Below are 26,520 nucleotides of genomic sequence, written 5' to 3'. Positions count from 1 at the left end.
TCTTACGTCACGCTACGCCTTAGCGGAAAAAGCGAGCAGGGGTTTTCGCGTCCTGCCCGGCGTTTTATACAACGCGATGGCCTCTTGCCAGTGAGCCAGCGGAAAGAGGCTGGCGTCATTGAGCTGGCTTTGGCGCAGTAACGTCCAGAGTTCAGCAAACAGCGCCTGCCACTGCGCTGCTGAGACAGCATCCAGAACGTTGCGAATATGGAACCACTGGGTCGGTGGATGGTGGGGAAGAACGCGATAAGGCTGGCCGGAAAGCAGGCCATAGCTGACAAATAGCGCTGTTTTGCGCATGGATGAGAGCAATAAGTCGGCAAGTTTGCCGCCGGTGGCGTCATACACAATATCTGTCGTTTGCGCCAGGGTCTCGATTTCCGCGGCGCGCGTCTCCTCAAGCGGGCGAATGCCGCATTCAGCCAGCTTTTGCCGATGAACGGGCGAGCGATGAACGCCCGTGACGCTCAGCGCACCACGCCTGAGCGCCCACTGGCCGAGCAGAGCGGCGCAATCCGACCCGGCGGCGGTAATCAGCACATGTTTTCCAACTGGCGGGTAGAGATTAAGCATTAACAGCGAGGCAAGCGGGTTGATGTACGCCCTGGCCGCCAGCGTATCGCTGATATCGTCCGGTACCGGCACGGTAAAGGCCGCCGGGCAGTCAACCAGGCGTTGCCAGGTGCCCTGTCCGCGCAGCGGCAACACCCGTTTTCCCAGCAGATGGGCGGACTGCGGTGGTGCCTGAATAACGGTGCCCACACCTTCATAACCGGCAATGGCGGGCAGGGCGATCCGGTGGCGATACGCGCCGGTGATGGGGATAAGATCAGAGGCATTGACCGGGGAAAGCGCCATTGCGACCCGCACCCTGTCAGCCGTCAGTTCCTCTGCCTCTACCCTTTGCAGTGACAGCACTGATTCTGGCGCCCCAAAGGTGCGATAGATAAGGGCGGTGTTATCACTCATGGGTGTGGTTCGCGGATGATCAATTTGCCGCGTACCAGCAGCATAAAGGTTTTCACCATCAGTAGCCCAATCACCAGATTACAGGCGAAAAACAGCGGGAAGGCGATCCAGTGCAGTGCGCCGTCGGGAGAGCCGTGCCCCAGTTTCAGGGCCGTAGTCGCCAGCGATACCACGCCGAACGAGAAGCTCCAGAAAGAGGGATTAAACGGCTGCGCGCTGTACCAGGGGATGAGGCGAATCATATACAGCGTTTGCAGCAGACCATAACCAAAGAGCAGTTTGGCAAAGACATCCGCCTGACCGCCGTTCAGCATCAGCCAGGCACTACAGGCAACGAACGCCGGGGCCATCTGAATGCCAAGCGAGGTGCGAACCGCAGGCGACATCTCTTCCAGATTACGCATGCGACTCAGAATGGCCGGTTCGAGACTCAGCCAGGAGAAAACACCGGCGCCTAAAAAGAGCAGGCCGACATCGGTAAAGCCCAGCGCGCCACAGGCCATGGCGCTGATAAAATTGTTCGCCACGCCAGGCAGGTACAGCCCCGGCGTGGTGGCCTCTTTCGGGTGCGTGCCGCGCCATAATCCGGCGGTTTGCCAGGCGGAATAGTTTAGCTGGGCGGTAACGGCAACCAGAAACAGGATCAGGGCAAGCGTATAACACCAGGGTGTCAGGCCAATGGCAACCAGCATACTGGTGGCAGGCGCAAGGCTGACAAAACTGCTTTTCAGCGGATGGTCGATCTCCTCACGCAGGGTGCCTGTATGGCGTATCAGACGGGTGATGAACGCAAACATCAACAGCGCCCAGATAAGAATAGCGAGAATGACCAGCACATCGGCAGGCAGGGTGGTGACAGGCCAGATGGTGGCGGCAAATCGCCAGGAGAAACCCAGGCCGATAATGCCCAGTACCATGCCAAAATAACCGGCGGGAAGGTTAATATGCGTTTTGTTCATCTGTTTTTTGCTTGTATGGTCGTGCGAAGCTGGAAGTGTATAGAGTTGCAGGCAGGGCGTAAACGGCAGCAGGAAGCAGGCGGGCTAAAAGTGAGCAGGCGCGTGGCCTGCTCAGGGGAACGGCTTTTAACGTGACGGTGTCACGTGTTTTTACCCTAAACGACGGTGCGTATCGCTATGGACGCCTGAACAGGACGATAGAGCGGCCCTCCAGTTCAAAATCCATCTCTTTGGTGATAACCAGCCCACGTTTGGCGTTTTCTGCGGTGGAAATCTCCAGCACCCAGCCACCTTCGCCAAACTGCGGAATACGAAACGGCACATTGCCTTCAAACGGGTTAATGAGCATCAGAACATCATGCCAGATACCTTTTTCCGTTTGCAGGTCCGGACGACTGATATAGACACCGAGCGTCGAACCCTCATCCCACTGTTCCGGTTGCTGGAAACCGCCCCCGGCGTTAAACCACTCGATCACCATGCCATCGCGCCAGTTTTCACGGCGCAGCAGCGGCTGGTCGGCGCGAAGTTTAATGACGTGGCGGGTAAACTCATGCAGTGTTCTGGCCGTTTCCGGCAGGTTATCCCAGTGCACCCATGAGATTTCACTGTCCTGACAGTAGCCGTTATTGTTCCCCAACTGGCTGCGACCAAACTCGTCGCCCGCAAGCAGCATGGGCGTGCCGTGAGAGAAGAACAGTGTGGCAAGGAAGTTACGTTTCTGCCGCTCGCGCACGGCGTTAATGCCTTCATCCTCTGTTGGACCTTCCGCGCCATAGTTGCAGGAGCGGTTATCGTTATGGCCGTCTTTGTTGTCTTCGCCGTTGGCTTCGTTGTGCTTGTCGTTGTATGACACCAGATCGTTAAGCGTGAAGCCGTCATGGGCGGTAATAAAGTTAACGCTGGCCCACGGGCGACGTCCGCGCAGATCGTACAGGTCGCCGGAGCCCAGCAGGCGGGCGGCGAAATCGCTGGAGACATTATCGCCATGCCAGTATTCACGCACCGTGTCGCGATATTTATCATTCCACTCGGCCCAGCCTGGCGGGAACCCACCTACCTGATAGCCGCCCGGACCGATATCCCAGGGTTCGCCAATCAATTTCAGTCGTGACAGCAAAGGGTCCTGCATCATGGCGTCAAAAAAGCCGCCGCGCTGGTCGAAGCCTTCCGGTTCACGTCCCAGAATGGTCCCCAGGTCAAAGCGAAAGCCGTCGATATGCATCGACTCTGCCCAGTAACGCAGCGAATCCATCACCATTTGTAGCACCCGTGGATGCGAGGTGTTCACCGTATTACCCGTACCGGTATCGTTAATGTAATAGCGATGTTGCTCAGGCAAGGTACGATAGTAGGAGAAATTATCGATCCCCTTAAACGAGAGCGTTGGGCCCAGTTCGTTGCCTTCCGCCGTGTGGTTATAGACCACATCGAGGATCACTTCGATCCCGGCATCATGAAAGGCGCGGACCATATCGCGCACGCCCTGAATGCCTTTCGGACCGTAATAACGCGAAGCTGGGGCAAAGAAGCCCAGGGTGTTATAGCCCCAGAAATTTTTCAGCCCCTTGTCCAGAAGGTGCTGATCATCCGGAAACCAGTGGATAGGCAGCAGTTCAACCGAGGTGATGCCGAGATTTTTGATGTAATCCACCGTCGCCTTGTGGCCCATGCCTTCAAAGGTGCCGCGCAGTTCCTGCGGCAAGGCGGAGTTGAGCTGGGTAAAGCCCTTCACATGCGTTTCATAGATAACCGCACTGGACCAGGGAATGGCCGGGCGGTGTTGGTCCTGCCAGTCAAATTCATTCGGATCGATCACCCGGCATTTGGGCATATAGGGGCCGCTGTCGCGGGTATCAAACGTCAGATCTTTATCTTCATGTAACAGGTCGTAGGCAAAGTGCGATTCATTCCACTCCACATTGCCAACCAGTTCGCGGGCGTACGGGTCAACCAGCAGTTTATGCGGGTTAAAACGGTGACCATTTTCCGGGTCGTAAGGCCCGTGGACGCGAAACCCATACAGTGCGCCGGGTTTCAGTCCGGGAACGTAGCCGTGCCAGATTTCATGGGTGTACTCCGGCAGATCGAGCCTTGCAATCTCCTGTTTGCCGTCGGGAGCATAGAGACACAGCTCAACGCGCTGCGCGTGGGCGGAAAAGAGCGCGAAGTTGACGCCCTCACCATCGTAATTAGCGCCGAGCTGGTGATAATTTCCTGCCGTAATGGTAAATGACTTTCCGTCTGACATTTTTTCCTTCTCCCGCGAATTAAGATTTTGCCATAAATACAAAAGGTTAAAATGAACTATACAAAACGCGTACGGGCAGACTGCCATCACCTGACGCCAGGTTAACGCCGTCGTTCAGGTCTTCTTCTTTTCCGGTAAACAGATCCCGATAGCGCCGCCCGGCAAGCGCATCCGGCAGCGTGACCGTTGTCTCCAACCCTGGCGGGTAGAGCCGGTCGGGGTGAGCCGCCAGCGAATCGAAGACCAGACGCGGGACAATAACAACCAGCGCCTCCTTGCCAGTGGTACGGGCAAAGGCGATAACATTCTTCGCCTGCGACCCTGACGCTGAAAGCGGCAGATAGTCACCCGTGCGAAACAGCAACGGTTTTTGCTGGCGGAAACGGGCAAGGAGTGCGATGGCCTGCTGTTTCGTCCTGCCGCTAAACCAGGTGTCTTTGTCGGTAGTGAGTGGCTTTTCCTCATCGTCAAGCGCGCTGGCCAGCGCAAAGAAATCCGGTTCGCGGCGATTATCGGGATCCACAAGGCTAAAGTTAAACGCCTCGCTCCCCTGATAAATATCCGGCACACCGGGCGCAGTAAGCTTAATTATTGCCTGGGTCAGGCTGTTCACCAGTCCGGCGCGAATAAAAGGTTGCAGGGAGCGGTGGAAATCGACCAGAAACGACTGGTTTTCCGCCGAGAGCAGATGAGTGACATAGCCGAGCACCGCCTGTTCGTAGGCATCGTTGGTGTCCCCCCAGCTTGTACGTAGTTTCTCCTCGCGCAGCGCTTTTTCCACATAGGGCAAAAAACGGGCTTCCAGGGCTTTCAGGCCTTTACGATCGTCCGGGCGTAATGTAACGGGCCAGGCGCCGGCCAGCGCCTGATAGATCATCCATTTGCTGCCAGAGCGCGGGGCGGCGCCGTCATCAATGAGCACCACTTTGGACTTGTTCATTTCGCGCCAGCGAACAACGCACTGCGCCCAGCGTTCGGGCGCTTCGGTGAGGGTATAGAGCCGGGCGCGGCTATCCTCACCCCGTTTGGTGTCATGGGTGGAGGTGGTCGACAGGGCATCCGGCTGTCGCTCGCGGCGGGTTTGCATTGCCTCATGGAACGCGGCCAGCGCGTACGGTCGCGGTAGCGGTTCAGAGCCCACTTCATTGAGCGCCAGCGCCATGTGCTGACGGAAAAAGAGGGTATCTTCCACCGATTTCGCCATCAGCGGCCCGGTCAGTTGCTGAAAGCGGGTGCGGAAGGTGAGCACATTATGAGCGGTGCTCTCCTTCACCTCGCCAACAAGAATCCGTTGCAGGAAATCCAACGCTTCAGGATCCGGCAGGGTACCGGGCGCTCTCACCGAATCGGCCACCTTTTGCAGCAGAGCACGGTCCGCCGGGGGCAGCCCACTGTCGGTGCCGTAGGTACGGTAGACGGGGAAGGCGACCAGCAATTCGCGCAGCGCCGTACTGAGGGCGGTTTCATCGAGCGCGACACCTTCCGCTGTGGCAATCTCCAGGCTGAGCCTGAGCAGGGTGTTGAATTCCCCTTCAAAATTGCGCCCTGACATCAGCAGCTTCGCGGCCCGCAGCTCGTTTGCCATATCAACCGTTCTACCCAGCACCTCTTCGTAGGTCTGGCTCACGGTCTCCATATTGTCGCCATCGACCAGTGCGTCGGATAACGCGGCGATAAATTCATAACCGGTGGTCCCGGAGATGGGCCAGTCTTGGGGTAGCTGTTCGCCTTCACCCAGGATCTTCTCCACGGTGATATAGCAGTCCGGCCCGGCCTGTTGGCGCAAATGGTCAAGGTAGCCTTTCGGGTCTGCCAGCCCGTCAATATGGTCGACCCGCAGCCCGTCAACAACGCCGCTATGCACCAGTTCGAGGATTAGCCGGTGGGTGTCATCAAAGACGGTTTTATCTTCAACGCGTACCCCCACCAGACCGGTTATCTCGAAAAAGCGGCGGTAGGAGAGCGAATGGGGCGCGTCACGCCAGCAGGTGAGTCGCCAGGGTTGCCGCTCATGCAACGCGCTGATGGCTGATTTATCCGTCAGGTTCAATATCGCGTCGGGGTCGTCCTGCCAGCTTTCCGGCGTCAATGGGTAAAAACTATCGTAATAGGCAAAGGCGGGATGTCCGGTTTCCGGGTCCGGCTGCACGCGGATCTCATCACGCGCCAGCACATTTTCAAAGGTATCGCCCAGGAAAGGCAGTGTCAGCGGGCGCGTCCAGTCGATATCAAAATGGTGGGCGTAACGGCTTTGCGGACCGTGTTCGATAACATCGCGCCACCAGCGGTTTTCCAGCGATGCCGCCATATGGTTTGGCACAATGTCGAGGATCAGACCCAGCCCGGCCTCTTTAAGCGCATTGACCATGCGATCAAACCCCTTGCGACCGCCAATGGCCGGGTCGATTTCATTGGCGTCTGTTACGTCATAACCGTGGGTGGACCCTGTGGTGGCGGTAAAAACCGGCGAGGCATACAGGTGGCTCATGCCGAGGCGTTTAAGATAGGGCACCAGCGCCGCGGCGCGATCAAAGGTCATGCCGTTACGAAACTGAATACGGTAAGTTGCCGTTGGAATGGTCATTGCGCATCTCCTGACGCGAGGTGAACCACAATCGAGTGTGGCGGCAGTTCGGTTGTCATAGCGGGGCGGGCAAACAGCGTTTTGCCAGGAAGCTCGGGAGCGGGCCGGGCCTGTTCGCCGAGATTGAGCGCCATCGATAACGTGCCGCCAGGGAACGTCCAGCGTACGGCGAGATAGCCGGGCGCGGTATCCACGACCGTACCGTTATGGCCCGTCGCGTGGGCGAGTAACGGCACAATGTACTGCTGACGCAGCAACAGCAGTTCACGGGTTAAAGATAGCCATGCTTTACCTTCCGCGCTTTGCTGCGCCTGCCAGTTGAGTTTCGACATCGTGAAGGTGCGTTCGTCATTGGGATCGGGGACATCGACACCGTCATAGCCGGAGTGGCCGGCAAATTCGTTTGCGCGGCCTTCGCGTACAGCGCGGGCGAGATCGCCATGGAAATCGGTAAAGAACAGGAAAGGCCGCGTCTCGCCATACTCTTCACCCATAAAGATCAGCGGAATGTGCGGGGAGAGCAGCAGGGCAGCAAGCAGACACTGGCTGCGTTCCGGCCCGGCGAGGCTAATCAGTCGTTCACCTAAGGCGCGGTTACCCACCTGATCGTGGTTCTGGATAAAATCGACAAAGGCGGTGGGGGGCTGGCTTCGACTGTCCACACCGCGCGGTTCGCCGCTGTGCGGGGAGACTTCACCCTGATAGGCAAACCCTTCGGCGAGCGCTCTGGCAACCCATTGTTCAGGGGCGTTTGCGAAATCCTGGTAATACGCGTGGGTTTCGCCCGTCGCCAGCACATGCACCGCATTGTGGAGGTCGTCGTTCCATTCACCGGTAAAAAGCGGGACGGAACCGTCTTCATCGCGCGGGTGCAGGTCGGTGATGTTACGGCTGTCTTCTGTTGTGAGGTGAACGGGACGGTCGGTTACCTGTTGACGAATGCGCTGCGCGATCTCAATGAGAATGTGTTTTTCGGATTTATCCTTAATCTGATCGATGGCATCGAAGCGCAATCCATCAAGGCGAAACTCGGTCAACCAGTAGAGCGGCGCTTCCGCGATATAGCGACGGGCCGCATCCATATCATAAGCAATCCCCGCCCCCCAGGGGGTGGAACGGGAGGTATCGAAGAAGTCGGGTGACAGCAAGGCGAGATAATTGCCTTCCGGGCCAAAGTGGTTGAGCACAATATCAAGCACCACAGAAAGCCCAAGACCGTGGGCGGCGTCGACAAAAGCGCGGAAATCATCCGGCGTGCCGTAAGCGGAATGCGGTGCGTAGAGCAGTACGCCATCGTAGCCCCATCCCCGGTTGCCGCCAAATTGCGACAGGGGCATTACTTCAATCTGGGTAATTCCCAGTTCGGCAAGATAAGGCAGTTTCCTGATGGCTGCCTGGAGGGTGCCTTCCGGGGTAAATGTGCCGATATGTAGTTCGTATACAACGGTTTCTTCCCACGGACGCCCCTGCCACTGCGGGTGCTGCCAGCGGTACTGCGTGGGGTCAATGACCAGCGACGGACCATTGACATCCGCTTTCTGTGCGCGAGAGGCCGGGTCGGGAATCGTCATACCATCGTTAAGAACATACTGATATTCCGTGCCGGGCGTGACGTTTTCAACGGTAAGTTCAAACCAGCCCTCGTCGCACGGACGCATGTCCAGGTCTTTACCTGCAAGCCGTAGGGTGATGCCGGGTTGACCGGATGCCCAGAGACGAAACTGGACGGTACCGTTCCCAAGCCATTCGGCACCCCAGCTTTTATGAAATGATGTTGACTCCATTCAGTTACCTCGTTTAATGCAAAAGCGATCAATGGCCAAAAAGTGCCTTAAGAACGCGACACCTCAATGCATACGAAGGTGATCATAGACGATAATGGGAAAAATGATGTGACAGTGTCACGCCCAGGCGGGGCGGCAAAACAGCAGATATCGGCATACGGACCGATACCTGCGATCATCTTAAATGGCAGGAATGCTCTCCAGCGACGGGTAAATTGTCAGGCCGTGTTGTCTGGCGACCTCGATATCCATATCCGCCCCGCGCGATTCTCCGGCAATGCGATAGAGTGCGTCACAGCGGGTTATCAACCGATGCGCGACCGGGTAGAGCATCGCCTCACAGATTTCATCACCGTGCGATGTGGAACCCGCGGCTTTTGCCAGTGGCAAGGCCAACCATTCACCAATCACCGGAATATGGCCGCGTTGCCAGACCGCCAGCGCGGCCTCTTCAAGCCTGGCAAGGTTCTGCGCGATTAAGTCAGCCTTGCCCTGTGTCCCACTGCGATAAGGGCCAGCGATAAGAATGATTTGTCGGTTCATGATGCCCTCACAGTATTTTTTTTAGCGCGACATGGTAGAGCAGCATGATGGTCTTACCGTCGCAGATAAGGCCGCTGTCAATGGCCGCAAGGGCGTCATCCAGTGTCAGTTCCATGACTTCAATGTCTTCGCCTTCGGCTTCAATACCCCCGCCCTGGCTTATTTTGTCGCCCGATTGGTATTCCGCGGTGTAAAAGAACAGTTTTTCAGTGACAGAACCGGGGCTCATAAAGGCTTCGAAGACCTTTTGTACATTCGCCACGCGATAGCCGGTCTCTTCTTCGGCCTCTGCTTTAATGCGGTTTTCCGGATCCATGTTATCGAGCAGGCCAGCGGCGGCTTCAATCAGATAACCGTCATGTCCGTTGATAAAGACCGGAAAACGAAACTGACGTGTCAGGATAACCGTCCGTTTCTGGCGGTTATACAGCAGGATCGTTGCGCCGTTGCCGCGGTCATACACTTCACGATTTTGTCGTTGCCACTCTCCGTCGCGGCGGCGCAGGTCAAAGGTATATTTGGTGAGCGTATACCAGTCGTCGGACAGGATTTTGCTGTCCTCAATGCGTACTTCTGCACGTTTTGATTGCACAATACCACCTCCATACGTAGAGTAGGCATCATAAACAGCAATTTCGTGCATTATCAAGATCAATCGTGCAAAAACAGGAATAGCCTCATGCTTACCAGCCAACGCAAGCGTCTTATCCTCGAACAACTCGCCCGTGAAGGACAGGTGCTGTCGAAAGCACTCAGCACGCAATTTGCGGTATCGGAAGACACCATTCGCCGTGACCTGCGTGAACTGGCGGCAGAGGGGGAATTACAGCGCGTCCACGGCGGGGCACTTCCCGCGTCGGGAGCGACAGCCACCTTCGCCGAGCGCAAATCTCTGCGCCTGGATTCGAAAAAGCGGGTGGCGCAGAAGGGGGCTGAACTTATCCTGCCAGGCCAGGTAGTGATTATTGATGGCGGGACGACGACGGCGGAGCTGATCACCTTCTTGCCGCCGGATTTGCACATTACCGTCGTAACCCATAGCCCGAGCATTGCCCTCGCGCTGGTGGAACATCCGTGCATCGATGTCATTCTGATTGGTGGAAAGCTCTTTAAACACTCGGTTGTCACTACCGGAACTGCCGCTATCGAAGGGATTTCCGCTGTCCATGCGGATCTGTTTTTTATGGGGGTAACGGGAATACATGCCGAGGCGGGGCTGACCACCGGCGATTACGAAGAAGCCAGCGTCAAACGGGCATTCTCCCGCCGTGCGGCAGAGACCATCGTGCTGGCATCCGCAGAAAAAATAAATGCGGCCTCTTCTTATGTCATCGGTGAGTTAGCGATGGTGAATACGATGGTGGTGGAAGAAGAGGCCGATGCCGGGCTAATCGCCGCGCTTGAAAAGGCCGGTGTTGTGGTGGTGAAGGCAGACTGAAACAGGGCTCATCACCCTTCTGCGACAGAAAGTGATGAGCCCTGTTAGCCGATACTATTTCCGGTTAGCGCGTGGGTGCATAAAAGGCAGCATCCTCTCAAGGGTATTATCGCGAACAATGTAGTGATGGAACAGCGCGGCGGCGGCATGCAGGCCCACCAGGAAATAACCGGCGTTGGCGATCAATTCATGGACCGATTTCAGGCTGTGCTGAAGCTCCGGGTTTTTCGCCGCGGCGATGGGCATTTGCAGGCCCAAAAATGACCACTCCACCTGCCCGACATAGAGTGAAAGCACACCGAGCAGCGGCAAACTTAAAAACATCAGATAAAGCAAACCGTGTACCGCTTTGGCGGAGATGGTCTGCCAGCGCGGCGGCTGCGGAATAATCTCCGGATCATGATGGGTGAGTTTCAGACCAACACGCACCACCATTAATACCAGCACGCTTACCCCCGCTGTGTAATGGGTGAGAACCAGCAACGCGCGCGGCGCACTGCCCTTAGTGGTAAAGCCTTTTAATTCCATTGCCGCGTAGGCGATAACAATCATCAATAACACCAGCCAGTGCATGATGCGCTGACTGCGAGCAAATGTATTTTTCACCGGAATGTCCCTCATAGATAACGGTGAACCAGATATAAATAAACAACCTTAAGCCGACATTAATGGCACCGTCTCATAACAGTCTGAATGCTTATTATCCTGCTGTTTTTAATCTATTTTAGTAAATCCTCGACCTGCTTTTTTTATCTGTAACAAAGCCCGACAATGGGGAGAATTGTGTATTTCATGGGTTGTTGAGGCAGCAGTGAGGGTGTTTCTGCTGGCCCAAAATGCCATTGAACAATATATAATTTAATAATATATTAAAAAGTATATTGTGTGCGGTTGTAGATAAAGGTAAGTCACCCGTGAAGACACCCGATAAACAACATATGTACGCTGCTGCCGCCAAAGCGGCAGGGGTGCTGAAATCGATGGCCAATGAAGACCGCCTGCTGTTGCTGTGCCATCTGAGCCAGGGCGAAGCGTCCGTGGGTGAGATAGAACAGGCGCTGGGCATTACGCAGCCGACACTCTCACAACAACTGGGGGTGCTGCGTCGCCAGCAACTGGTGGAAACCCGGCGCGAAGGAAAGCAGATCTTCTACCGGGTCGCGGCACCGGATGTGCTGACATTGCTCAACACCCTTTACACACTCTATTGCCCGACACCGGAAAATGAGGAGGGAGAATGATGATTGACTGGACACACTTCACGCCGCTGGAATGCGCCATTGGTGGGGCGGTGATTGGGGCGGCAGCATCAATGCTGATTCTGTTTTGCGGACGGGTCGCCGGGATCAGCGGCATTCTCGGCGGCGTGCTATCGCGGGCAAATAACGATAAGGGCTGGCGAATAGCGTTTCTGCTCGGCATGGTGCTTTCCCCGGTGCTCTGGCGTCTGGCGGCGCCGCTGCCAGCGGTGAGCATCACGGCGTCCTGGCCGATGCTGGTCGTGGCCGGTCTTCTTGTCGGGGTAGGAACACGTTACGGTTCCGGCTGTACCAGCGGCCACGGTGTGTGCGGCCTGTCGCGTCTGTCGGTGCGTTCACTGATCGCCACGCTGATCTTTATGGCGGCCGCGTTTATTACCGTGTGGCTGGTCGGTTTCTGGCGTGGCTGAGCGTAAAAGGAGTGCTCTGATGAATAAAGTTTTTGCCTTATTGTCGGGTCTGCTGTTTGGTATCGGGCTGATTGTCGGCGGTATGGCCAATCCGGCAAAAGTCATTGGTTTTCTGGATATCACCCGCGTGTGGGATCCCTCGCTGGCCTTTGTGATGGGTGGGGCCATTAGCGTTGGCTTCTTTGCCTTTCGCGCGGCGGCCAGACGCAAACGGCCATTGTGTGGCGATAAGATGCATCTGCCCACCTCCAGTCACATTGATAAACGTCTGGTGGGTGGGTCGCTGTTATTTGGCACTGGCTGGGGGCTGGCGGGTATCTGCCCCGGCCCCGGGCTGGTGCTGCTGGGGGCCGGTTTCACTCAGGGGCTAATCTTCGTGCTGGCCATGCTTGCCGGGATGCTGCTTTTTCAGGGGATTGAAGTGTACAGGCATCGTTAGTCACAGGCTCGTCCCGCGCATGGGGACGAGCCTTTTGCGATCACTGAGCGACCCAACCGCCGTCCATATTCCATGCCGCGCCGCGAACCTGGGACGCGGCGTCACTGCATAAAAAGAGAGCCAGCGCGCCCAGTTGTTCCGGGGTGACAAACTCACCGGAGGGCTGCTTCTCGCCAAGCAGTGAGTCGCGAGCCACGTCGGGGGCGATCCCGGAGGCAATGCGCTGATCAATCTGCTGTTGTACGAGCGGTGTCAGCACCCAGCCGGGGCACAGGGCATTACAGGTGATGTTGGTCTGGGCGTTTTCCAGGGCGATCACTTTCGTCAGGCCGACCACCGCGTGCTTGGCGGCGACATAGGCGGATTTCTCTTTCGAGGCCACCAGACCGTGCACCGAGGCAATATTGATAATGCGCCCCCAGTTGCGCTCTTTCATTCCAGGTAGCGCCAGGCGGCTGGTGTGAAAGACCGACGACAGATTGATCGCCAGGATAGCGTTCCACTTTTCGACCGGGAACTGTTCGACAGGAGCGACATGCTGGATCCCGGCGTTATTGACCAGAATATCCACGCCGCCATACTCCCTTTCCGCATACTGCATCATAGTTTCAATTTGCGCCGGGTCGCTAAGATCCGCGTCGTGATAACCGGGCCTGGCCCCATAGCGAGCGACTTTCTCTTTGGCGCGATCTACCTCGCCAAAACCGTTGAGAATAAGCTCTGCGCCCGCTTCTGCCAGCGCGCAGGCAATCCCCAGACCAATGCCGCTGGTGGAGCCCGTTACCAGCGCGACTTTACCGTTCAGATGCATCTTGTTCTCCTTAAACAATACCGGTCATGTAGAACACGCCGATCACAAACAGGACCGCCAGACTTTTAATCAGGGTGATGGCGAAAATGCCGCCATACGCCTGTCGGTGCGATAAACCCGTAATGGCGAGCAGGGTGATAACCGCGCCATTATGCGGAAGGGTATCCATACCGCCGCTGGCCATTGATGCCACGCGGTGCAACACCTCCAGTGGAATGTGGGCCGCATGAGCGGCGGCAACGAACGTATCGGCCATGGCCGCCAGCGCAATACTCATCCCCCCGGACGCGGAGCCGGTGATCCCGGCCAGCACCGTGACGCTGATGGCTTCGTTCAACAGCGGATTGGGGATCGCCGCCAGTCCTTTGGATAACACCAGAAAGCCTGGCAGAGCGGCGATGACTGCGCCAAATCCATATTCAGATGCAGTGTTCATTGCCGCCAGAATGGCGCCACCCACGGCCGTTTTGCTGCCTTCTGCCAGCCGTCCGCGAATATTGCGAAAGCCGCAGATCACCACCATCAAAATACCTGCGCACAGGGCCGCTTCCACCGCCCAGATGGCGTTAATTTTACCCACCTCGGTGACAATAGGTTTCGCCAGTCCGGGGAGCGTCAGTTCATGCGTGGCGCCATACCAGACCGGGATCCAGCGGGTAAACAGCAAATTGAAAACGCCCACCAGAATCAACGGCGCAATCGCGATAATCGGGTTAGGCAGGTTGATGTTATCCGGCGTTTCCGGCTCATTTTGTAAGTCGGTGCCGTAACCTTCATTATTAGCCTGCGCTTTGCGCCGCTGACGTTCGAGATAAAAAAGGCCGACCACAATAATAAATAGCGAGCCGATCATACCAAGCCAGGGAGCGGCCCATGCGTTGGTGCCGAAGAAACTGGTTGGGATGATGTTCTGAATCTGCGGCGTACCGGGCAGGGCATCCATTGTGAAGCTGAATGCGCCGAGTGCGATGGTGGCGGGGATAAGCCGTTTCGGAATACCACTCTGACGGAACAGTTCTGCCGCAAATGGATAAACCGCAAACGCCACCACAAACAGGGAGACCCCGCCATAGGTCAGGAGCGCACATACCAGCACAATCACCGGGATGGCATGGCGACGGCCTAATAACTGGATTGCTGCGGCGACAATCGAACGGGAAAAACCCGAAAGCTCGATCAGCTTGCCAAATACCGCGCCGAGTAAAAAGACCGGGAAGTAGAGTTTAACGAACCCGACCATCTTCTCCATAAACAGGCCGGTAAAGGCCGGGCCAACCGCGCCGGGATCGGTCAGAAGCACGGCGCCTAACGCGGCAATCGGGGCGAACAAAATCACGCTGTAGCCGCGATAAGCCGCGACCATCAGCAAGGCCAGTGCAGCCAGGGCAATTATTACGCTCATCATGACTCCTGAATCTTGTTTTTGTAGGGGACAGAACCGGTCATTAAGGCTTTAGGGCATGACGCAGTTGCCAGGCGCGTCGTTGTTGGATGCGTACGCGTCGCGCCTCATCCCAGTGATAAAATCCGTCTCCGCTACGCTCGCCGGTATCGCCGCGTTGCGTTTTTTCCTTGATCAGATCGAGCATCGCATCGCCCTGGGCAAGCTCTGGTAGCAGGTGGCGATAGATGTCCAGTACGGTGTTAAGGCCGGTCATATCCGCCGCTTCCAGTGGGCCCACCATGGCATAGCGCCGACCAAGCGACGCACGCATCACCTGATCCACCACCCCGGCGCTGGCAATGCCGCTGTGGACGATGTGTAAGGCTTCCCGTAGCAGGGCAAACTGCAGGCGGTTGCCGATAAAACCGGGAGCGGCGCGGTCAAGCTTTACCGCCTCCAGTTCAAGGCGGCGTAAAAGCTGATACACCGTCTCAACGTACTGCGGATCGGTCTGGCTGCCGGGAACCACTTCGACCAGAGGAATAAAGTGGGGCGGGTTCCAGAAATGGGCGATCAGCAGACGCGAGGGATGCGCCAGTTTTGCCGCCAGCGCATCCGGTGGCAGGCCGCTGGTATTACTGGCAATGATCGCCTCTGGGGCAATGCGTTTTTCCAGCTCGGCATAAAGCGCGTGTTTAAGCTCCAGACGTTCAGGAATTGCCTCGATAAGCAGGCGGGCATCCGCAAGATCGTCAAGTGACGTTGTCACGTGAAGCCGCGCCAGCGTCGCCGGTTTGTCTGTGTCGCTGAATTGCCCGGCGTCCCGCAGTTCGCTGAGGATGGCGCTCGCGGCACCTGCCACTTCTGCCAGACGAGCCGGGTCGGTATCGTAGATCAGAACGTCCTGATGAAAGCGGGCGAAGTGGGTGGCAATGCCGATCCCCATCAGGCCTGCGCCGATGACCACGGTCTGCTGCATGCTGTTCTCCTTCATCGGGCCACCGCCAGCGCGACGCCCTGACCGCCGCCGACGCAAAGCGTCGCCAGCCCTTTATGTGCATCACGGCGCTGCATTTCATGCAGGAGCGTGACCAGAATGCGACAGCCCGACGCGCCAATCGGATGACCGAGGGCGATCGCGCCGCCATTCACATTGACGCGCTCGCTGTTCCAGCCCAGTTCGTCGCCGACGGCCAGCGCCTGGACGGCAAAAGCTTCGTTAGCTTCAATCAGATCAAGGTCGTTGATATCCCAGCCTGCGCGTTTCAGGGCCGCACGCGTTGCCGGAACCGGGCCAAGCCCCATTACCGCCGGATCAACACCCGCCACCGCATAGCCGGCAATGTGGGCCATTGGGGTAAGGTTAAGCTCGCGGGCTTTCTCCGCACTCATCACCAGCACAGCCGCGGCACCGTCGTTGAGTGATGACGCGTTGCCCGCCGTCACCGTTCCGCCATCCGGACGAAACGCCGGGCGCAGACGGTTTAATAATTCCAGCGAGGTTTCCGGGCGCGGCGGCTCATCCTGGCTGACCACAAGCGGCTCTTTTTTGCCGCGCGGAACGCTAACAGGGGTGATTTCTGCGCTGAATCGTCCGGCTTCACGGGCAGCGACCGCTTTTTGCTGTGAGGTAAGAGCAAAGGCATCCTGACGCGCACGGTCAATCGCGTATTTTTCTGCGAGGTTTTCCGCTGTAATGCCCATGTGGTAGTCGTTGAACGCATCCCACAAACCGTCGTGAATCACGCTATCAAGCATATTGCTGTGACCAAGGCGTAACCCGGCGCGCGCGCCGTCCAGCAGATAGGGCGCGTTACTCATACTTTCCTGACCGCCGGCGACCACAATGTGCGCATCGCCGCTGCGGATCGCCTGCACCGCCTGCAACACCGCTTTGAGCCCGGAGCCACAAACCTGGTTGATGGTCACCGCGGGTGTGGTCACCGGGATCCCCGCCTGCAACGCCGTCTGCCGCGCCGGGTTTTGCCCGCAGCCCGCACTTAACACCTGGCCAAAAATGACCTCGTCGACCTGGTCGGGACGAATTCCGCTCTTTTCCAGCAACGCTTTCACCACGACGACGCCAAGCTCAACCGCCGGGAGTGGGGCCAGCGCGCCATGAAAATTACCGGTGGGCGTGCGGGTTGCTGCGACAATTACCACGTCCTGCATCTGTTCGCTCCTCATTGAAAACGCATCTCGGGGACCACATCAGGCACGATGAGGCGCCCGGCAGTTTTGCTGACGATCTCGTCCACGCTGACGCCCGGCGCGCGCTCTTTAAGCACGAACGCCCCATTTTCAATTTCCAGATAGGCCAGGTCAGTGAGAACTCGGCGAATGCAGTTCGCCCCGGTCAGCGGAAGGGTGCAGTGATCCAATAGTTTGGACTCACCGCTTTTTGAGGCATGGGTCATCACCACGATAATGTTTTCCGCGCCCGCCACCAGATCCATCGCGCCGCCCATGCCTTTCACCATTTTTCCGGGGATCATCCACGAGGCGATATTACCGTCGACATCCACTTCAAAAGCGCCAAGAACGGTTAAATCCACGTGGCCGCCACGGATCATGGCGAAGGACTGCGCCGAGTCGAAAATGGCCGCGCCGGGTCTGGCGGTCACCGTCTGTTTTCCGGCATTGATCATGTCGGCATCTAACTCAGCTTCGGCGGGAAACGCCCCCATACCGAGCAAGCCGTTTTCGGATTGCAGCATCACATCAACGCCAGGCGGGACGAAGTTCGCTACCAGTGTTGGGATACCAATACCCAGATTGACGTAGTAGCCATCACGCAGTTCGCGCGCTACGCGCTGCGCCATCTGTTCACGTGTCAACATATCGGCTCCTTATGCGCGCAGCGTGCGCTGTTCAATACGTTTTTCGAATCGGCCCTGAATCAGTCGATCCACATAGATTCCGGGGGTGTGAATGGCGGCGGGGTCGAGTTCTCCTGGCGGCACAATCTCTTCCACCTCCACCACGGTTATTTTTCCGGCGGTGGCCATCAGCGGGTTGAAATTTTGCGCCGTGTGGCGATAGATGACATTGCCATACCAGTCGGCCTTCCAGCCTTTAACGATGGCGAAATCGCCGGTAATCGCGCCTTCCAGAATGTACGGGCGACCGGCGAATTCACGCACCTCTTTGCCCTCGGCGACAGGGGTGCCATAACCGGTGGCGGTGAAAAAGGCCGGAATACCGGCACCGCCAGCGCGGATCTTCTCGGCCAGGCTGCCCTGCGGCGTCAGCTCCACTTCAAGCTCCCCTTTGATCACCAGCTCTTCAAAAAGGGCATTTTCGCCAACGTAAGAGGCGATGACTTTACGGACCTGGCGGCTTTCCAGCAGGACGCCAAGGCCGAAGCCATCGACACCGCAGTTATTGGAAACCACCGTCAGGCCGTGTACATCGCGGCGGCGGATTTCAGCGATCAGATTTTCCGGAATACCGCACAGGCCAAAGCCGCCTGCCAGTACCGTCATGTTGTTGCTAAGCCCCTCGAGCGCCTCTTGATAACTTGCGACGCGTTTATCCAGTCCAGCCATTCGCTTGCCCCTGTGTTGTCCTTTTGCGGCATCATCCGGGGCGAAAAATGATTTGTTAATTTTGATTTTGTGACGGATTGATTTGCTTTTCTTATTAATATTTTGTTAATTAATCTTTTTCAATAAGTTAATGAAATGATAAATGAGAATGACCATCAAACAGTTACGCGCGTTTTTAGCGGTAGCTCACACTCTTAACTTCGCCCATGCGAGCGAAAAGCTGAATATGTCGCAACCGGCCCTGAGTCTGGCGATTCGCGGGCTGGAAGAGGTTCTGGGGGGCGCATTGCTGACGCGGACCACGCGGCGGGTCACCCTTACGCCGGAAGGCGAGGCGCTTTTCCCGATGGCGCGCCAGCTTATTGCCGATTGCGATAACGCCGAAGAGGCGCTGCGTCAGCGTTTTACGTTACAGAGAGGCAAGGTGTCGGTTGCCGCGATGCCATCTTTCGCTGCCAATGCGCTCCCCCCTGTGCTTAAGGCGTTTCGCGATCGCTATGCGGGCATTAACGTGACGGTGCACGATGTCATTAACGAACAGGTTATCGAAATGATAAGCGACGGGCGGGTGGAGATGGGGATCGCCTTTGAACCGGAGCCCGCGTCCAGCCTCCACTTTACGCCGCTGGCCATGGATCGCTTTCTGGCCGTGGTGCCGCGCGACTGTCCGCTGGCACAAAAGGAGCAGGTAAGCTGGCGTGAACTGCTCAAGCTCGATTTTATTACGCTGCAACGGCCTTCAGCGGTACGCATCATGCTCGAAGAGAGACTGGCCCGCAGTGGGCATAAGCTGGAAGTGGCCTTTGAAAGTCATCAACTGGTGACGGTCGGTCGTATGGTGGCAAGTGGTCTTGGCGCAAGCGCGGTGCCTGCGTTGTGCGAAAAACAGATGATCGAACTGGGGGCGGTGTGCGTACCCTTGATAAACCCGGTGATCGAACGGCGCGTGGGAATTCTTCGCCTCGACCATGCGCAGCTTTCCACGGCGGCGCAGGCGCTGCTCAATACGCTTCGCGCCGCTTACAACGTCATCTGATCAGCGGAATGTGCGGTGCGGCGTCGGCAGGTAGATGGCCTGTCAGGCGCGGGTCGGCCTGTACTTCAACCTGAAAAGCGTAGGGGACAAAGCCTGAGCGGATATAAAAACTGAGCGCCGACGGGTGGTCAAAGGTACAGGTGTGTACCCAGAAACGTTCGATGGGTTTCGCAAAGGCGCGTTCTGTCGCTCTGCTCATAATGGCGCGGCCCAGCCCTTTGCCGGTTGTGCCCTCTACCAGCCCCAAAAACACCAGTTCACACTGGCCGGGTTCACTAAAATCCAGCTCAAGCATACCGATATCCTCTGCGCCATCGCGAATAACCCAGGCTTCAACGTTCGGGTCGTTCAGGATAGCGGTCAGTTTGTCATCGGCCATATAGAGACGGGAAAACCACAGCCATTTAGCGCCAATCTTGCGAAACAGCGCGCGGTAGGCGACCAAATCCACGTTAACCAGCGGCGCCAGGGTGATGCCCTCGGGCAGGGGTAAGGTTTCCTGCTGCGGTTTGGAACGCATTTCGAGACAGGTGACGACCGATGCCACATGTCCCGGTGGGACATCAGAATAGCCTAACGCGATAGAGGTGGTTGCAGTGCTCATTTATTTTCCTTAATTGCAGGTGCGTGCTCTCAGTTATTTCAAGACAGACTACATCTTTCAAACGGATTTTAATATAATTGCATGAAATCGCGGCTTTTTATTTTAGTTAAGGTCAGGAATGAAACTCACAAGAGCAGTAATAATTGCTTTTAGTCTTCTCCTTTTGCAAGGTTGTGACACCCAGGAAACGAAAGTTAAAAAATTATTAAAGTGTGGTTTAGCCGTTGATGAATTAGGGAATGAGCATGCGCAGGATAACTATAAAAAGAACAGCATGCTGTTTTTCGGCACAACCCCGCCTGCACTAAGCCACAACGAGATGGTTAAAATTGGCGATAAGGCGCGAGAAGAGCTGTGGATGGACAGCAGAAACAGTCGCGGCACAGTACAAAAATTACTCGAAGTGTATGGCGAAAAATATTGTGTCGAATTACATCAGGAACCGAATGATAAAAACATAAAAATGCTGAGACAGTTGATGTGATCCAGGTTGAGCTAGCGTATCGGACGTAATGACTAAAAACATTCACAGCATGTTATGCATTAACTGGATAAATTTGCGTTAAGTGTAATAAAAATTGCCTTATAAGCTATTTCAGGGAGTTGCTTATAAGGCAGAAACTATTTCTGCTGGTAAATGTTTTTAAAATTTGCAGACAACCATAACATATTGTCTCTCTCACATTTTGAACACATACTACCAATATTCAATAGGTTGCGTGTCCTGCCTGTTTCTGGTTATTCTTTTATTAAGAGCGAACAGGGCACATATTGACTAGAGCGTCATAGTGGATTATCACGGCAACCGTGAAGGGCATGTGAGGAAATATGTTTGGCAATCTCTTTAGCAGTCTGTCTTTTGGCGAAATACGCGCTGGGAACCCCGGACAAAAAACAGCCACACCTGATGATGCGCTCTCTGACTCTGAAACTGTCACAACCGAAGCCGCGCCAATCGTATGCCCTGGCAACAACACACTACCCGCGGATCTAACCGTCTATCTTCCCCTTCGAAAATACACTTTCACCTTAAAGCATCAGTTGCTTTCGGGGCTGGGTAAAGTGTCGCAATTCGTTCTTAAGGCACTCTCAACAGAGGGGTACGGACTGGAGGATATTGAACGTATCACGGGTCTGACGGAAGAACATCTGTCACCCATACTGACCCGGCTGGCCGGTTTGGGTTGGTACGAACCGGCGAGCAGGGCGTTAACCACGCAGGGGCATCAAATGGCGAAGGCGGCAGGGTTAACGGGCCGTCGTTTTTCCCTGTGGATAGATGGGCTGGATAACAGAAATTCCCCGTTAATTCTCCTTTCCGCTGACCAGATCGTACAGCACGGGGATGATATCAACGGGATTCGATTACCTGAATTTGAACGTGACTGGAATATCCTGGAAGTTTTGCAGCAGCAGAGGTTGTCGCGAAGGCTCAGTGACTATAAGGACGACAAAGGGGATCTCATGCCACTGTTGTTGTTACTCTGCGATGAAGCAGAACATGACGCGCTGCTTGAGCAGAAGCTTGCCTGGGATTTCGAGCTGGAGCTTGATCGCGAATTATCTCAGCCGGGCTATATTGAACTTATGCTTGCTCAGGGTCTTGATACCGGTAATGACAGCGGTAAGCAGCTGATCCTTTACGCGCCGGTTTTGCATTACAGTGCGACCTATCGTGTGCCGCCAATACTGAGCGACGAGATCCCAGAGCCTGCCCCCCATCGTTTTGATGTTTGCCTGCTATCAGGCGCCCCTCTGCAGACAGAACCTCTTTATGAGCAGGTAAGTTCATGGCAGGAAAGCGTCAACCTTCCCCTTTCTGCGGTGATGGAAAAATTGACGATAGATATGCCCGCTGATAGCGCATTTCTGAGTAAAGAAGTTGTTGTTACAACGGCAACCAGAAAAATAGCATTGAGTTATTCGGTTCTTTCACAGTTAATTGCTAAAAATATAAAGACGCCGCTGCCACAGGGAATGCCGCAATGAAAACCGTTCCGTTATTTGATTCGGTGTTTGAGTCATTACCTTTTTCCGATCGGCAGGCGCGAACGTTTCGTTCAGGACGGGTGCTCTATCAACTGGTTCGGGCTGCCGGCAAGGGTGTGAATCCCGCTGCTGTGTGGCTGGACGCAGGTGTTGCGGTGATTGATTGTATTAACGCATTCCTTCGATACCGGCAGACAAGGGAGATTACCGAACAATTGTTAGCGCAAAAGCAGGCGCTGGAAGTACAAATTCAAAACCTTGATAAGAGGCTTGATATTGAGCAGGAGTTGATGAAAGTCGATCAACAGCACCGTATACAGTTGCTCGATAATCTTCTTAAAAATGATCAGCAGGCATCGCAACGCTTAGTCAAAGCGATACGCGCCAATCGGCGAAATCTGGATGCGCTGCTGGCGCAACTCAACACGCTACGCAAACAACAAACATACCGGACACCAGAGTTTAGCGCGCTGGTAAAGGCTACGGATACGTTCATGCAAGCCCAGCTTGCCTGTCTGGTCGCCGCCTTTGATGGGCCGAATGACCGATAATCGTGAGAGTAGATAAAATGAAAACACCCTCTAAAGTTTCGAAAAGCCCGTCAACCAGCAAAGGTCCCAGGAATGCGGGATTGACCGGCGCACAATATGTTGCGGTTGTGAACTCTGCCGCACAGGTAGGTTTATCTATCGCAGATTATGCGGCTGAGGCTGAGCGCACCAGGCAGATTAAAGCACAGAGCTTGCGTGATATGCATGTGTCAAATAATGACGTGCAAATCGCCCACTATAAATTGACGGAACGTAAAGACGAGCTGAACGTGGAGCGGATAAAACTGGAAAATGCGCGCCAGGCTGCGGATGACAGCCATAAAAGATGGGTGATGAACCATGAATCGCGAGAGGAGACGGCAAAGATTCTGCGAGAAAAACTCAGGCAAGGCACCATTACGGAACAAGAACTGTTGATATTGCAGAGTCTTTGTATACCAGCCAGTGAAAGTAACGGTGGACAGACTGAGTGAATCCATTATTTATCGTTGCTGGCATTGCCATTGCCGCAGGCACGGCGGCATGGCTATTCGATAGTGCCACGGAAGACGAAGAGCGTAGACATGAGCAGCTTCGGGAGCAAATTAACGAACTTAATGCGCAGTTAGGTGAGTTCGATATAAAGCTTGAGACTCTGCAACAAGAGCACCTGAAAAAAGCGCTTAGCGAACTGTTGGCGAAACTTTCCCGGCATCATCGTACGCTTTACAAAAAAATTGATCCGATCGAAAAAGAGCTCAAAACATTACCGGAAAATATTCGTACGGAATTAGAAAACGAAACGCTTAGCCCTTACAGAAGACGCGCGTTGCAACAAAATTTCTGCAAAGTAGAAGATGCGCAAGCGCGGCTTGAAGCCTACAAAGCGTATTTGTCATGGTACGAACAACGATTATCTGATTATGGACAGAAAGTAACTGGTCACCTTTCTGCCGAACAACTCAGTGCCATTATCGGTGAATTACAGCCGCCTTCACCAACTCTTCCCGCTGAATGGCTTTACCCAGGAAAGGTTGTTTTGGTTGAGCGCCATGAAATCGACAGGGATCTGACGTTTAATAGCCGCCTTCATTTGACCAGTAATTTTGGTTTACAAGGCCGCAGTAATGATTTCCAAAAAAGTCTATTTTTCAATTACCACAATCAAGAAGCGATACCACTGCAGATTGTTCATGAGAGAGTGGGCAAACACGGTCATCGCATATATTACGGCTGCGTGGCTCGTGGCATCGCATATGTCGACGGTATTCTGTCCTCGGCACCGCTTGAGTTTGAAATTGAGCGGGGTAATCGGTTGGGATATTTTGCCCATTCGATGGGGAAAACAATAAAGGCATTTCTGCCTCGTCAGTTGACGACAAATCCACTTATTGACCTGGTGCCGGGGCAAAAGATCGAGGCCTGGGCGGATTTATATAACCTGACACTGGATGCGACTCCGGGCACTCAGACGCAAAAGAAAGCGATTCAAATTAGCATGCTCGGCAATACAGCGCCGGGAACAGTTGAAGAACGTCAGCTTTATTTGTATCTCCAGCCGAACCAACTTGAAGCGGAGTGGGGAGAATCACTTTACGCCAATGATCCCACTCCATGGCATCTGGTGGAGACGGGCGATTTAAACCTGTCCGTTGCGCGTCATAATATTTGCTGCACCTGTGATATCGATATTGAAAATGCGTGCCTGCGCGTCACACAAATCCGCGAGTACACCGATCTTGCAGAAGGTTATGTCCTTCCTTTTACATTGATACCCGCTGATGCGCGCCTTGAGGCGCAATCATTACGTAGCCCCGATGCCCTGGACGCACTGATTAACTTTGTCAATCATATTGCCAACAGCGCCGCAAACCGATCTGCACGGCTCGCGCAAAGCCAACTGCTTCACCAGTGGGGAGATGTCCTGCGCTACCAGCAACAGCAAAATGAATTCCATATTCAGGGTACGCCTGGCGAATTCGCGACTGAAGGCTATGAAGTGGTTATGACTTACAACGTGGCGGCGAAAGAGTCAGGGTTTGCAGACTTTGTAAAGCAGTTCAAAGAGATACAACGTTCAGGGTTTATTCCTCATTGTCGGCTGACTTACTGGGGGGATAAAGGTGAGGGGGAATTTGGCTGGCTTGAACCTGTCCCGTTTAATCAGCGAAAACGTCTCAATGTTCAGGAGGAGAACCAGCAGCTAACCCTTCGCTTACCGACATTGAATGCGAAGGCGATGCTTGCTGCCTGTGAGGAAGCGCCTGAGCATACGCCGCTACGTTTGAGTCTCTATGTCTACGATGATGCGCTCAAGCGGCAAAGCGATGCACTTGAGGCTTTTCGTTACGACGCGCTGGTTGAACCCCGTATTAAAGATATTTTACTGGCCCCGTCTTTATATCGGGCGGAACAGGATCCCTGGTGGGTCGCCCGTTTCAGCTCAGGAATTGAGTGGCAAAACCCGCTTCTCACATCAGCGCAGCAAGATGTGATTAAAAAAGTGCTTTGTGAGAAGTATCTCTCGTTGGTTCAGGGGCCTCCCGGCACGGCCAAAACCACCTGTATTGTTGAGTTGCTCCATCAAATCTTCTCTTACCGTGCGGATACGCGCGTGCTTTTAGTTTCGCAACAGCATGTCGCGGTGGACAATGCGCTTGAGCGATTTGTTGCTTCACATGCAAGGGAGCTGGCAGATCGCGATGTGCGCTTGTTGCGTATTGGCCCGGAAAACAAAGTTGACGGCAAACTGCGTGAATTTACGCTGCAACAGCAGCAACTTGAGTTTGTACAAAAAAGCCGTGTTGTCGCGACGCAGGCCGCCTGTAGTGGTGATGAGGACGAGGCGGCGCTGGCCAGCCAGTGGCTTTATGACGTGCTCGGCCCTGAGCAGAGCGAAGGGAATACAAAATACGATCAAGAGCTGGTCTGGATGCTACTTTCCAGTAACAACCTGGTTGGCGCAACGTGCGTAGGCCTGGCCTCGCGCAAACAGAGTATTGACCAATTACGTTTTGATGTGGTGATCATTGATGAAGCGGGGCGGTCAACTGTACCCGAGCTGCTTATCCCTATATTAAGGGCTAAAAAAGTGGTGCTCATTGGCGATCATTTTCAGTTGCCGCCAGGCATTGCGCCTTTACTCCAGACCGATGAGGCGAATGAAGAATTACCTTTCCTGGAAGCCTGTTTTCTGGAAACGAGCTTTTTTGAAACCCTTTACAATGAACTTCCGCCGGAATCAAAATGCTTTTTAAGCGAGCAGTTCCGGATGCCAGCGCCAATAGGCGATCTTGTCGCGACGCTGTTCTACAGTCCTGACGGCAAAAGAATGCTATATAACGGGCGCGATATTGAACCGACCCATTTTATCCATCCGGTTTCTTTGATGTGGAAAGATATACTGGGGCATGAAGCACAAGAAGGCACGAGTAAAAAAAACCTCCAGGAAGCAAAAGCCATCGTCACTTTTCTGGTCAATCTTGCCGGGAAGATGCGCGAGGGCAGGAAAGACGTTGCGGTCATCACGCCTTACGGCGCACAAAAGCGTTTGTTAAGGAGTTTAATTGCAGAACATTGCCCGCAGTCGAATGGAGATTATCAACTCGGCAATCTCAGTATCCGAATTAATACGGTAGACAGCTTCCAGGGTAGCGAAGCGGACATTGTTCTTTATTCAGTGGTGCGAACTCGCGGTAATTTACGTTTCATTCTTGACTGGAAACGTTTGAATGTCGCCTGTTCAAGGGCAAGGGAGAATCTGATCTTTTTCGGTGATTTCAATTTCTTAAAGTCGAAAAAAAGAAACACCAACGAGCGAAACCTTTTTGCCGAAGTGATAGAGCAGATTCCACCTGGGGGAATCATGTTGACTCCACGTGGTGCTAAGCCAGTCAGAAAAGAGAACGCTGTCAGGTCTAGTCCGCGTAAGCCTGCATGAAGAAGGTTTTGCCTGAAAGGCATGAACGCTAAACTAAACAGC

Annotated in this window: 25 protein-coding genes; 10 read left to right on the top strand and 15 right to left on the bottom strand. The window is 54.9% G+C overall.

From position 1 onward, the window contains the following. Nucleotides 1-12 precede the first annotated feature (12 nt). From IP582_RS12950 to IP582_RS12920, 7 genes are all read right to left on the bottom strand, one after another. Complete coding sequence (locus IP582_RS12950; protein WP_193793402.1) at nt 13-969, bottom strand: zinc-dependent alcohol dehydrogenase family protein; 957 nt, start codon at nt 967-969, stop codon at nt 13-15. Further along, on the bottom strand, nt 966-1,928 hold the full coding sequence (tehA, locus tag IP582_RS12945) for a dicarboxylate transporter/tellurite-resistance protein TehA (protein ID WP_193793401.1): 963 nt from the start codon (nt 1,926-1,928) through the stop codon (nt 966-968). The genes IP582_RS12950 and tehA overlap by 4 nt, the downstream gene beginning before the upstream one ends. 175 nt (nt 1,929-2,103) lie before the next feature. Further along, nucleotides 2,104-4,179 (bottom strand): glycogen debranching protein GlgX, encoded by a 2,076-nt coding sequence (gene glgX / locus IP582_RS12940; RefSeq protein WP_193793400.1) that lies wholly within the window; start codon nt 4,177-4,179, stop codon nt 2,104-2,106. 46 nt (nt 4,180-4,225) lie between these two features. After that, nucleotides 4,226-6,763 (bottom strand): malto-oligosyltrehalose synthase, encoded by a 2,538-nt coding sequence (gene treY / locus IP582_RS12935; protein ID WP_193793399.1) that lies wholly within the window; start codon nt 6,761-6,763, stop codon nt 4,226-4,228. After that, nucleotides 6,760-8,547 carry a malto-oligosyltrehalose trehalohydrolase gene (gene treZ, locus IP582_RS12930; protein WP_193793398.1) on the bottom strand — a complete coding sequence of 596 codons (1,788 nt, stop codon included), beginning with the start codon at nt 8,545-8,547 and terminating at the stop codon, nt 6,760-6,762. The genes treY and treZ overlap by 4 nt, the downstream gene beginning before the upstream one ends. A 180-nt stretch (nt 8,548-8,727) precedes the next feature. Next, entirely contained in the window at nt 8,728-9,090 is a 363-nt protein-coding gene (locus IP582_RS12925; RefSeq protein WP_193793397.1) for an NUDIX hydrolase, read from the bottom strand. Between the two features lie 7 nt (nt 9,091-9,097). Next, nucleotides 9,098-9,682 (bottom strand): NUDIX domain-containing protein, encoded by a 585-nt coding sequence (locus tag IP582_RS12920; RefSeq protein WP_178107404.1) that lies wholly within the window; start codon nt 9,680-9,682, stop codon nt 9,098-9,100. An 87-nt stretch (nt 9,683-9,769) separates the two neighbouring features. On the opposite strand from IP582_RS12920, the gene IP582_RS12915 reads away from it, so the two are divergent. Then, nucleotides 9,770-10,528: a DeoR/GlpR family DNA-binding transcription regulator gene (locus IP582_RS12915; RefSeq protein ID WP_193793396.1), complete on the top strand. Its 759-nt coding sequence runs from the start codon at nt 9,770-9,772 to the stop codon at nt 10,526-10,528. 54 nt (nt 10,529-10,582) lie between these two features. Here the strand turns inward: IP582_RS12915 and IP582_RS12910 are convergent, their stop codons facing one another. Further along, complete coding sequence (locus IP582_RS12910; RefSeq protein ID WP_228007886.1) at nt 10,583-11,134, bottom strand: cytochrome b; 552 nt, start codon at nt 11,132-11,134, stop codon at nt 10,583-10,585. Nucleotides 11,135-11,466: 332 nt separating this feature from the next. On the opposite strand from IP582_RS12910, the gene IP582_RS12905 reads away from it, so the two are divergent. From IP582_RS12905 to IP582_RS12895, 3 genes are read left to right on the top strand one after another with little or no spacing between them, the layout of a single operon-like run. Then, nucleotides 11,467-11,769 (top strand): metalloregulator ArsR/SmtB family transcription factor, encoded by a 303-nt coding sequence (locus IP582_RS12905; RefSeq protein ID WP_039078988.1) that lies wholly within the window; start codon nt 11,467-11,469, stop codon nt 11,767-11,769. Continuing rightward, nucleotides 11,766-12,197, top strand: a complete 432-nt coding sequence (locus IP582_RS12900) for a YeeE/YedE family protein (protein ID WP_193793394.1) — start codon at nt 11,766-11,768, stop codon at nt 12,195-12,197. Before IP582_RS12905 ends, IP582_RS12900 begins: the two co-directional genes overlap by 4 nt. A gap of 19 nt (nt 12,198-12,216) precedes the next feature. Then, nucleotides 12,217-12,636, top strand: coding sequence for a YeeE/YedE family protein (locus IP582_RS12895; protein ID WP_193793393.1), 420 nt, complete (start codon nt 12,217-12,219; stop codon nt 12,634-12,636). Nucleotides 12,637-12,676: 40 nt separating this feature from the next. Here the strand turns inward: IP582_RS12895 and IP582_RS12890 are convergent, their stop codons facing one another. Genes IP582_RS12890 through IP582_RS12865 form a run of 6 tightly spaced genes read right to left on the bottom strand, consistent with a single transcriptional unit; the run spans nt 12,677 to nt 18,379 of the window. Further along, nucleotides 12,677-13,447 (bottom strand): 3-hydroxybutyrate dehydrogenase, encoded by a 771-nt coding sequence (locus tag IP582_RS12890; protein WP_193793392.1) that lies wholly within the window; start codon nt 13,445-13,447, stop codon nt 12,677-12,679. A gap of 10 nt (nt 13,448-13,457) precedes the next feature. Beyond that, nucleotides 13,458-14,852: a GntP family permease gene (locus IP582_RS12885; RefSeq protein ID WP_228007885.1), complete on the bottom strand. Its 1,395-nt coding sequence runs from the start codon at nt 14,850-14,852 to the stop codon at nt 13,458-13,460. Between the two features lie 40 nt (nt 14,853-14,892). Beyond that, nucleotides 14,893-15,810 carry a 3-hydroxyacyl-CoA dehydrogenase family protein gene (locus IP582_RS12880; protein ID WP_193793391.1) on the bottom strand — a complete coding sequence of 306 codons (918 nt, stop codon included), beginning with the start codon at nt 15,808-15,810 and terminating at the stop codon, nt 14,893-14,895. Between the two features lie 11 nt (nt 15,811-15,821). After that, entirely contained in the window at nt 15,822-17,003 is a 1,182-nt protein-coding gene (locus tag IP582_RS12875) for an acetyl-CoA C-acetyltransferase (protein WP_193793390.1), read from the bottom strand. 11 nt (nt 17,004-17,014) lie between these two features. Then, nucleotides 17,015-17,671 (bottom strand): CoA transferase subunit B, encoded by a 657-nt coding sequence (locus IP582_RS12870; RefSeq protein WP_193793389.1) that lies wholly within the window; start codon nt 17,669-17,671, stop codon nt 17,015-17,017. Nucleotides 17,672-17,680: 9 nt separating this feature from the next. Then, nucleotides 17,681-18,379 carry a CoA transferase subunit A gene (locus IP582_RS12865; protein ID WP_039078996.1) on the bottom strand — a complete coding sequence of 233 codons (699 nt, stop codon included), beginning with the start codon at nt 18,377-18,379 and terminating at the stop codon, nt 17,681-17,683. A 142-nt stretch (nt 18,380-18,521) separates the two neighbouring features. On the opposite strand from IP582_RS12865, the gene IP582_RS12860 reads away from it, so the two are divergent. Further along, a complete protein-coding gene (locus tag IP582_RS12860) occupies nt 18,522-19,415 on the top strand; it encodes a LysR family transcriptional regulator (protein WP_039078997.1) in 894 nt (297 codons plus the stop codon). Here IP582_RS12860 and IP582_RS12855 read toward each other — a convergent pair. Continuing rightward, nucleotides 19,408-20,019 carry a GNAT family N-acetyltransferase gene (locus IP582_RS12855; RefSeq protein ID WP_193793388.1) on the bottom strand — a complete coding sequence of 204 codons (612 nt, stop codon included), beginning with the start codon at nt 20,017-20,019 and terminating at the stop codon, nt 19,408-19,410. The genes IP582_RS12860 and IP582_RS12855 overlap by 8 nt on opposite strands. A gap of 118 nt (nt 20,020-20,137) precedes the next feature. Here IP582_RS12855 and IP582_RS12850 point away from each other — a divergent pair, with 118 nt between their 5' ends. The 5 genes from IP582_RS12850 to IP582_RS12830 all read left to right on the top strand — a co-directional run bounded on the left by IP582_RS12850 (nt 20,138) and on the right by IP582_RS12830 (nt 26,478). Next, nucleotides 20,138-20,503: a hypothetical protein gene (locus IP582_RS12850; RefSeq protein ID WP_193793387.1), complete on the top strand. Its 366-nt coding sequence runs from the start codon at nt 20,138-20,140 to the stop codon at nt 20,501-20,503. Nucleotides 20,504-20,847: 344 nt separating this feature from the next. Further along, entirely contained in the window at nt 20,848-22,008 is a 1,161-nt protein-coding gene (locus IP582_RS12845; RefSeq protein ID WP_193793386.1) for a hypothetical protein, read from the top strand. Then, nucleotides 22,005-22,559: a hypothetical protein gene (locus tag IP582_RS12840; RefSeq protein WP_193793385.1), complete on the top strand. Its 555-nt coding sequence runs from the start codon at nt 22,005-22,007 to the stop codon at nt 22,557-22,559. Before IP582_RS12845 ends, IP582_RS12840 begins: the two co-directional genes overlap by 4 nt. 80 nt (nt 22,560-22,639) lie before the next feature. Then, nucleotides 22,640-23,032, top strand: coding sequence for a hypothetical protein (locus IP582_RS12835; protein ID WP_193793384.1), 393 nt, complete (start codon nt 22,640-22,642; stop codon nt 23,030-23,032). Further along, the gene (locus IP582_RS12830) at nt 23,029-26,478 is read left to right on the top strand and encodes a DEAD/DEAH box helicase (RefSeq protein ID WP_193793383.1); all 3,450 of its coding nucleotides are present in this window, start codon (nt 23,029-23,031) and stop codon (nt 26,476-26,478) included. The genes IP582_RS12835 and IP582_RS12830 overlap by 4 nt, the downstream gene beginning before the upstream one ends. Nucleotides 26,479-26,520: the final 42 nt, after the last annotated feature.

The sequence above is a fragment of the Citrobacter sp. BDA59-3 genome (assembly GCF_015167655.1).
In the GTDB taxonomy this organism is placed as follows: domain Bacteria; phylum Pseudomonadota; class Gammaproteobacteria; order Enterobacterales; family Enterobacteriaceae; genus Phytobacter; species Phytobacter diazotrophicus.
Note: the sequence above shows the minus strand (reverse complement) of the source record. Positions and strands in the feature narration are given on the sequence as shown.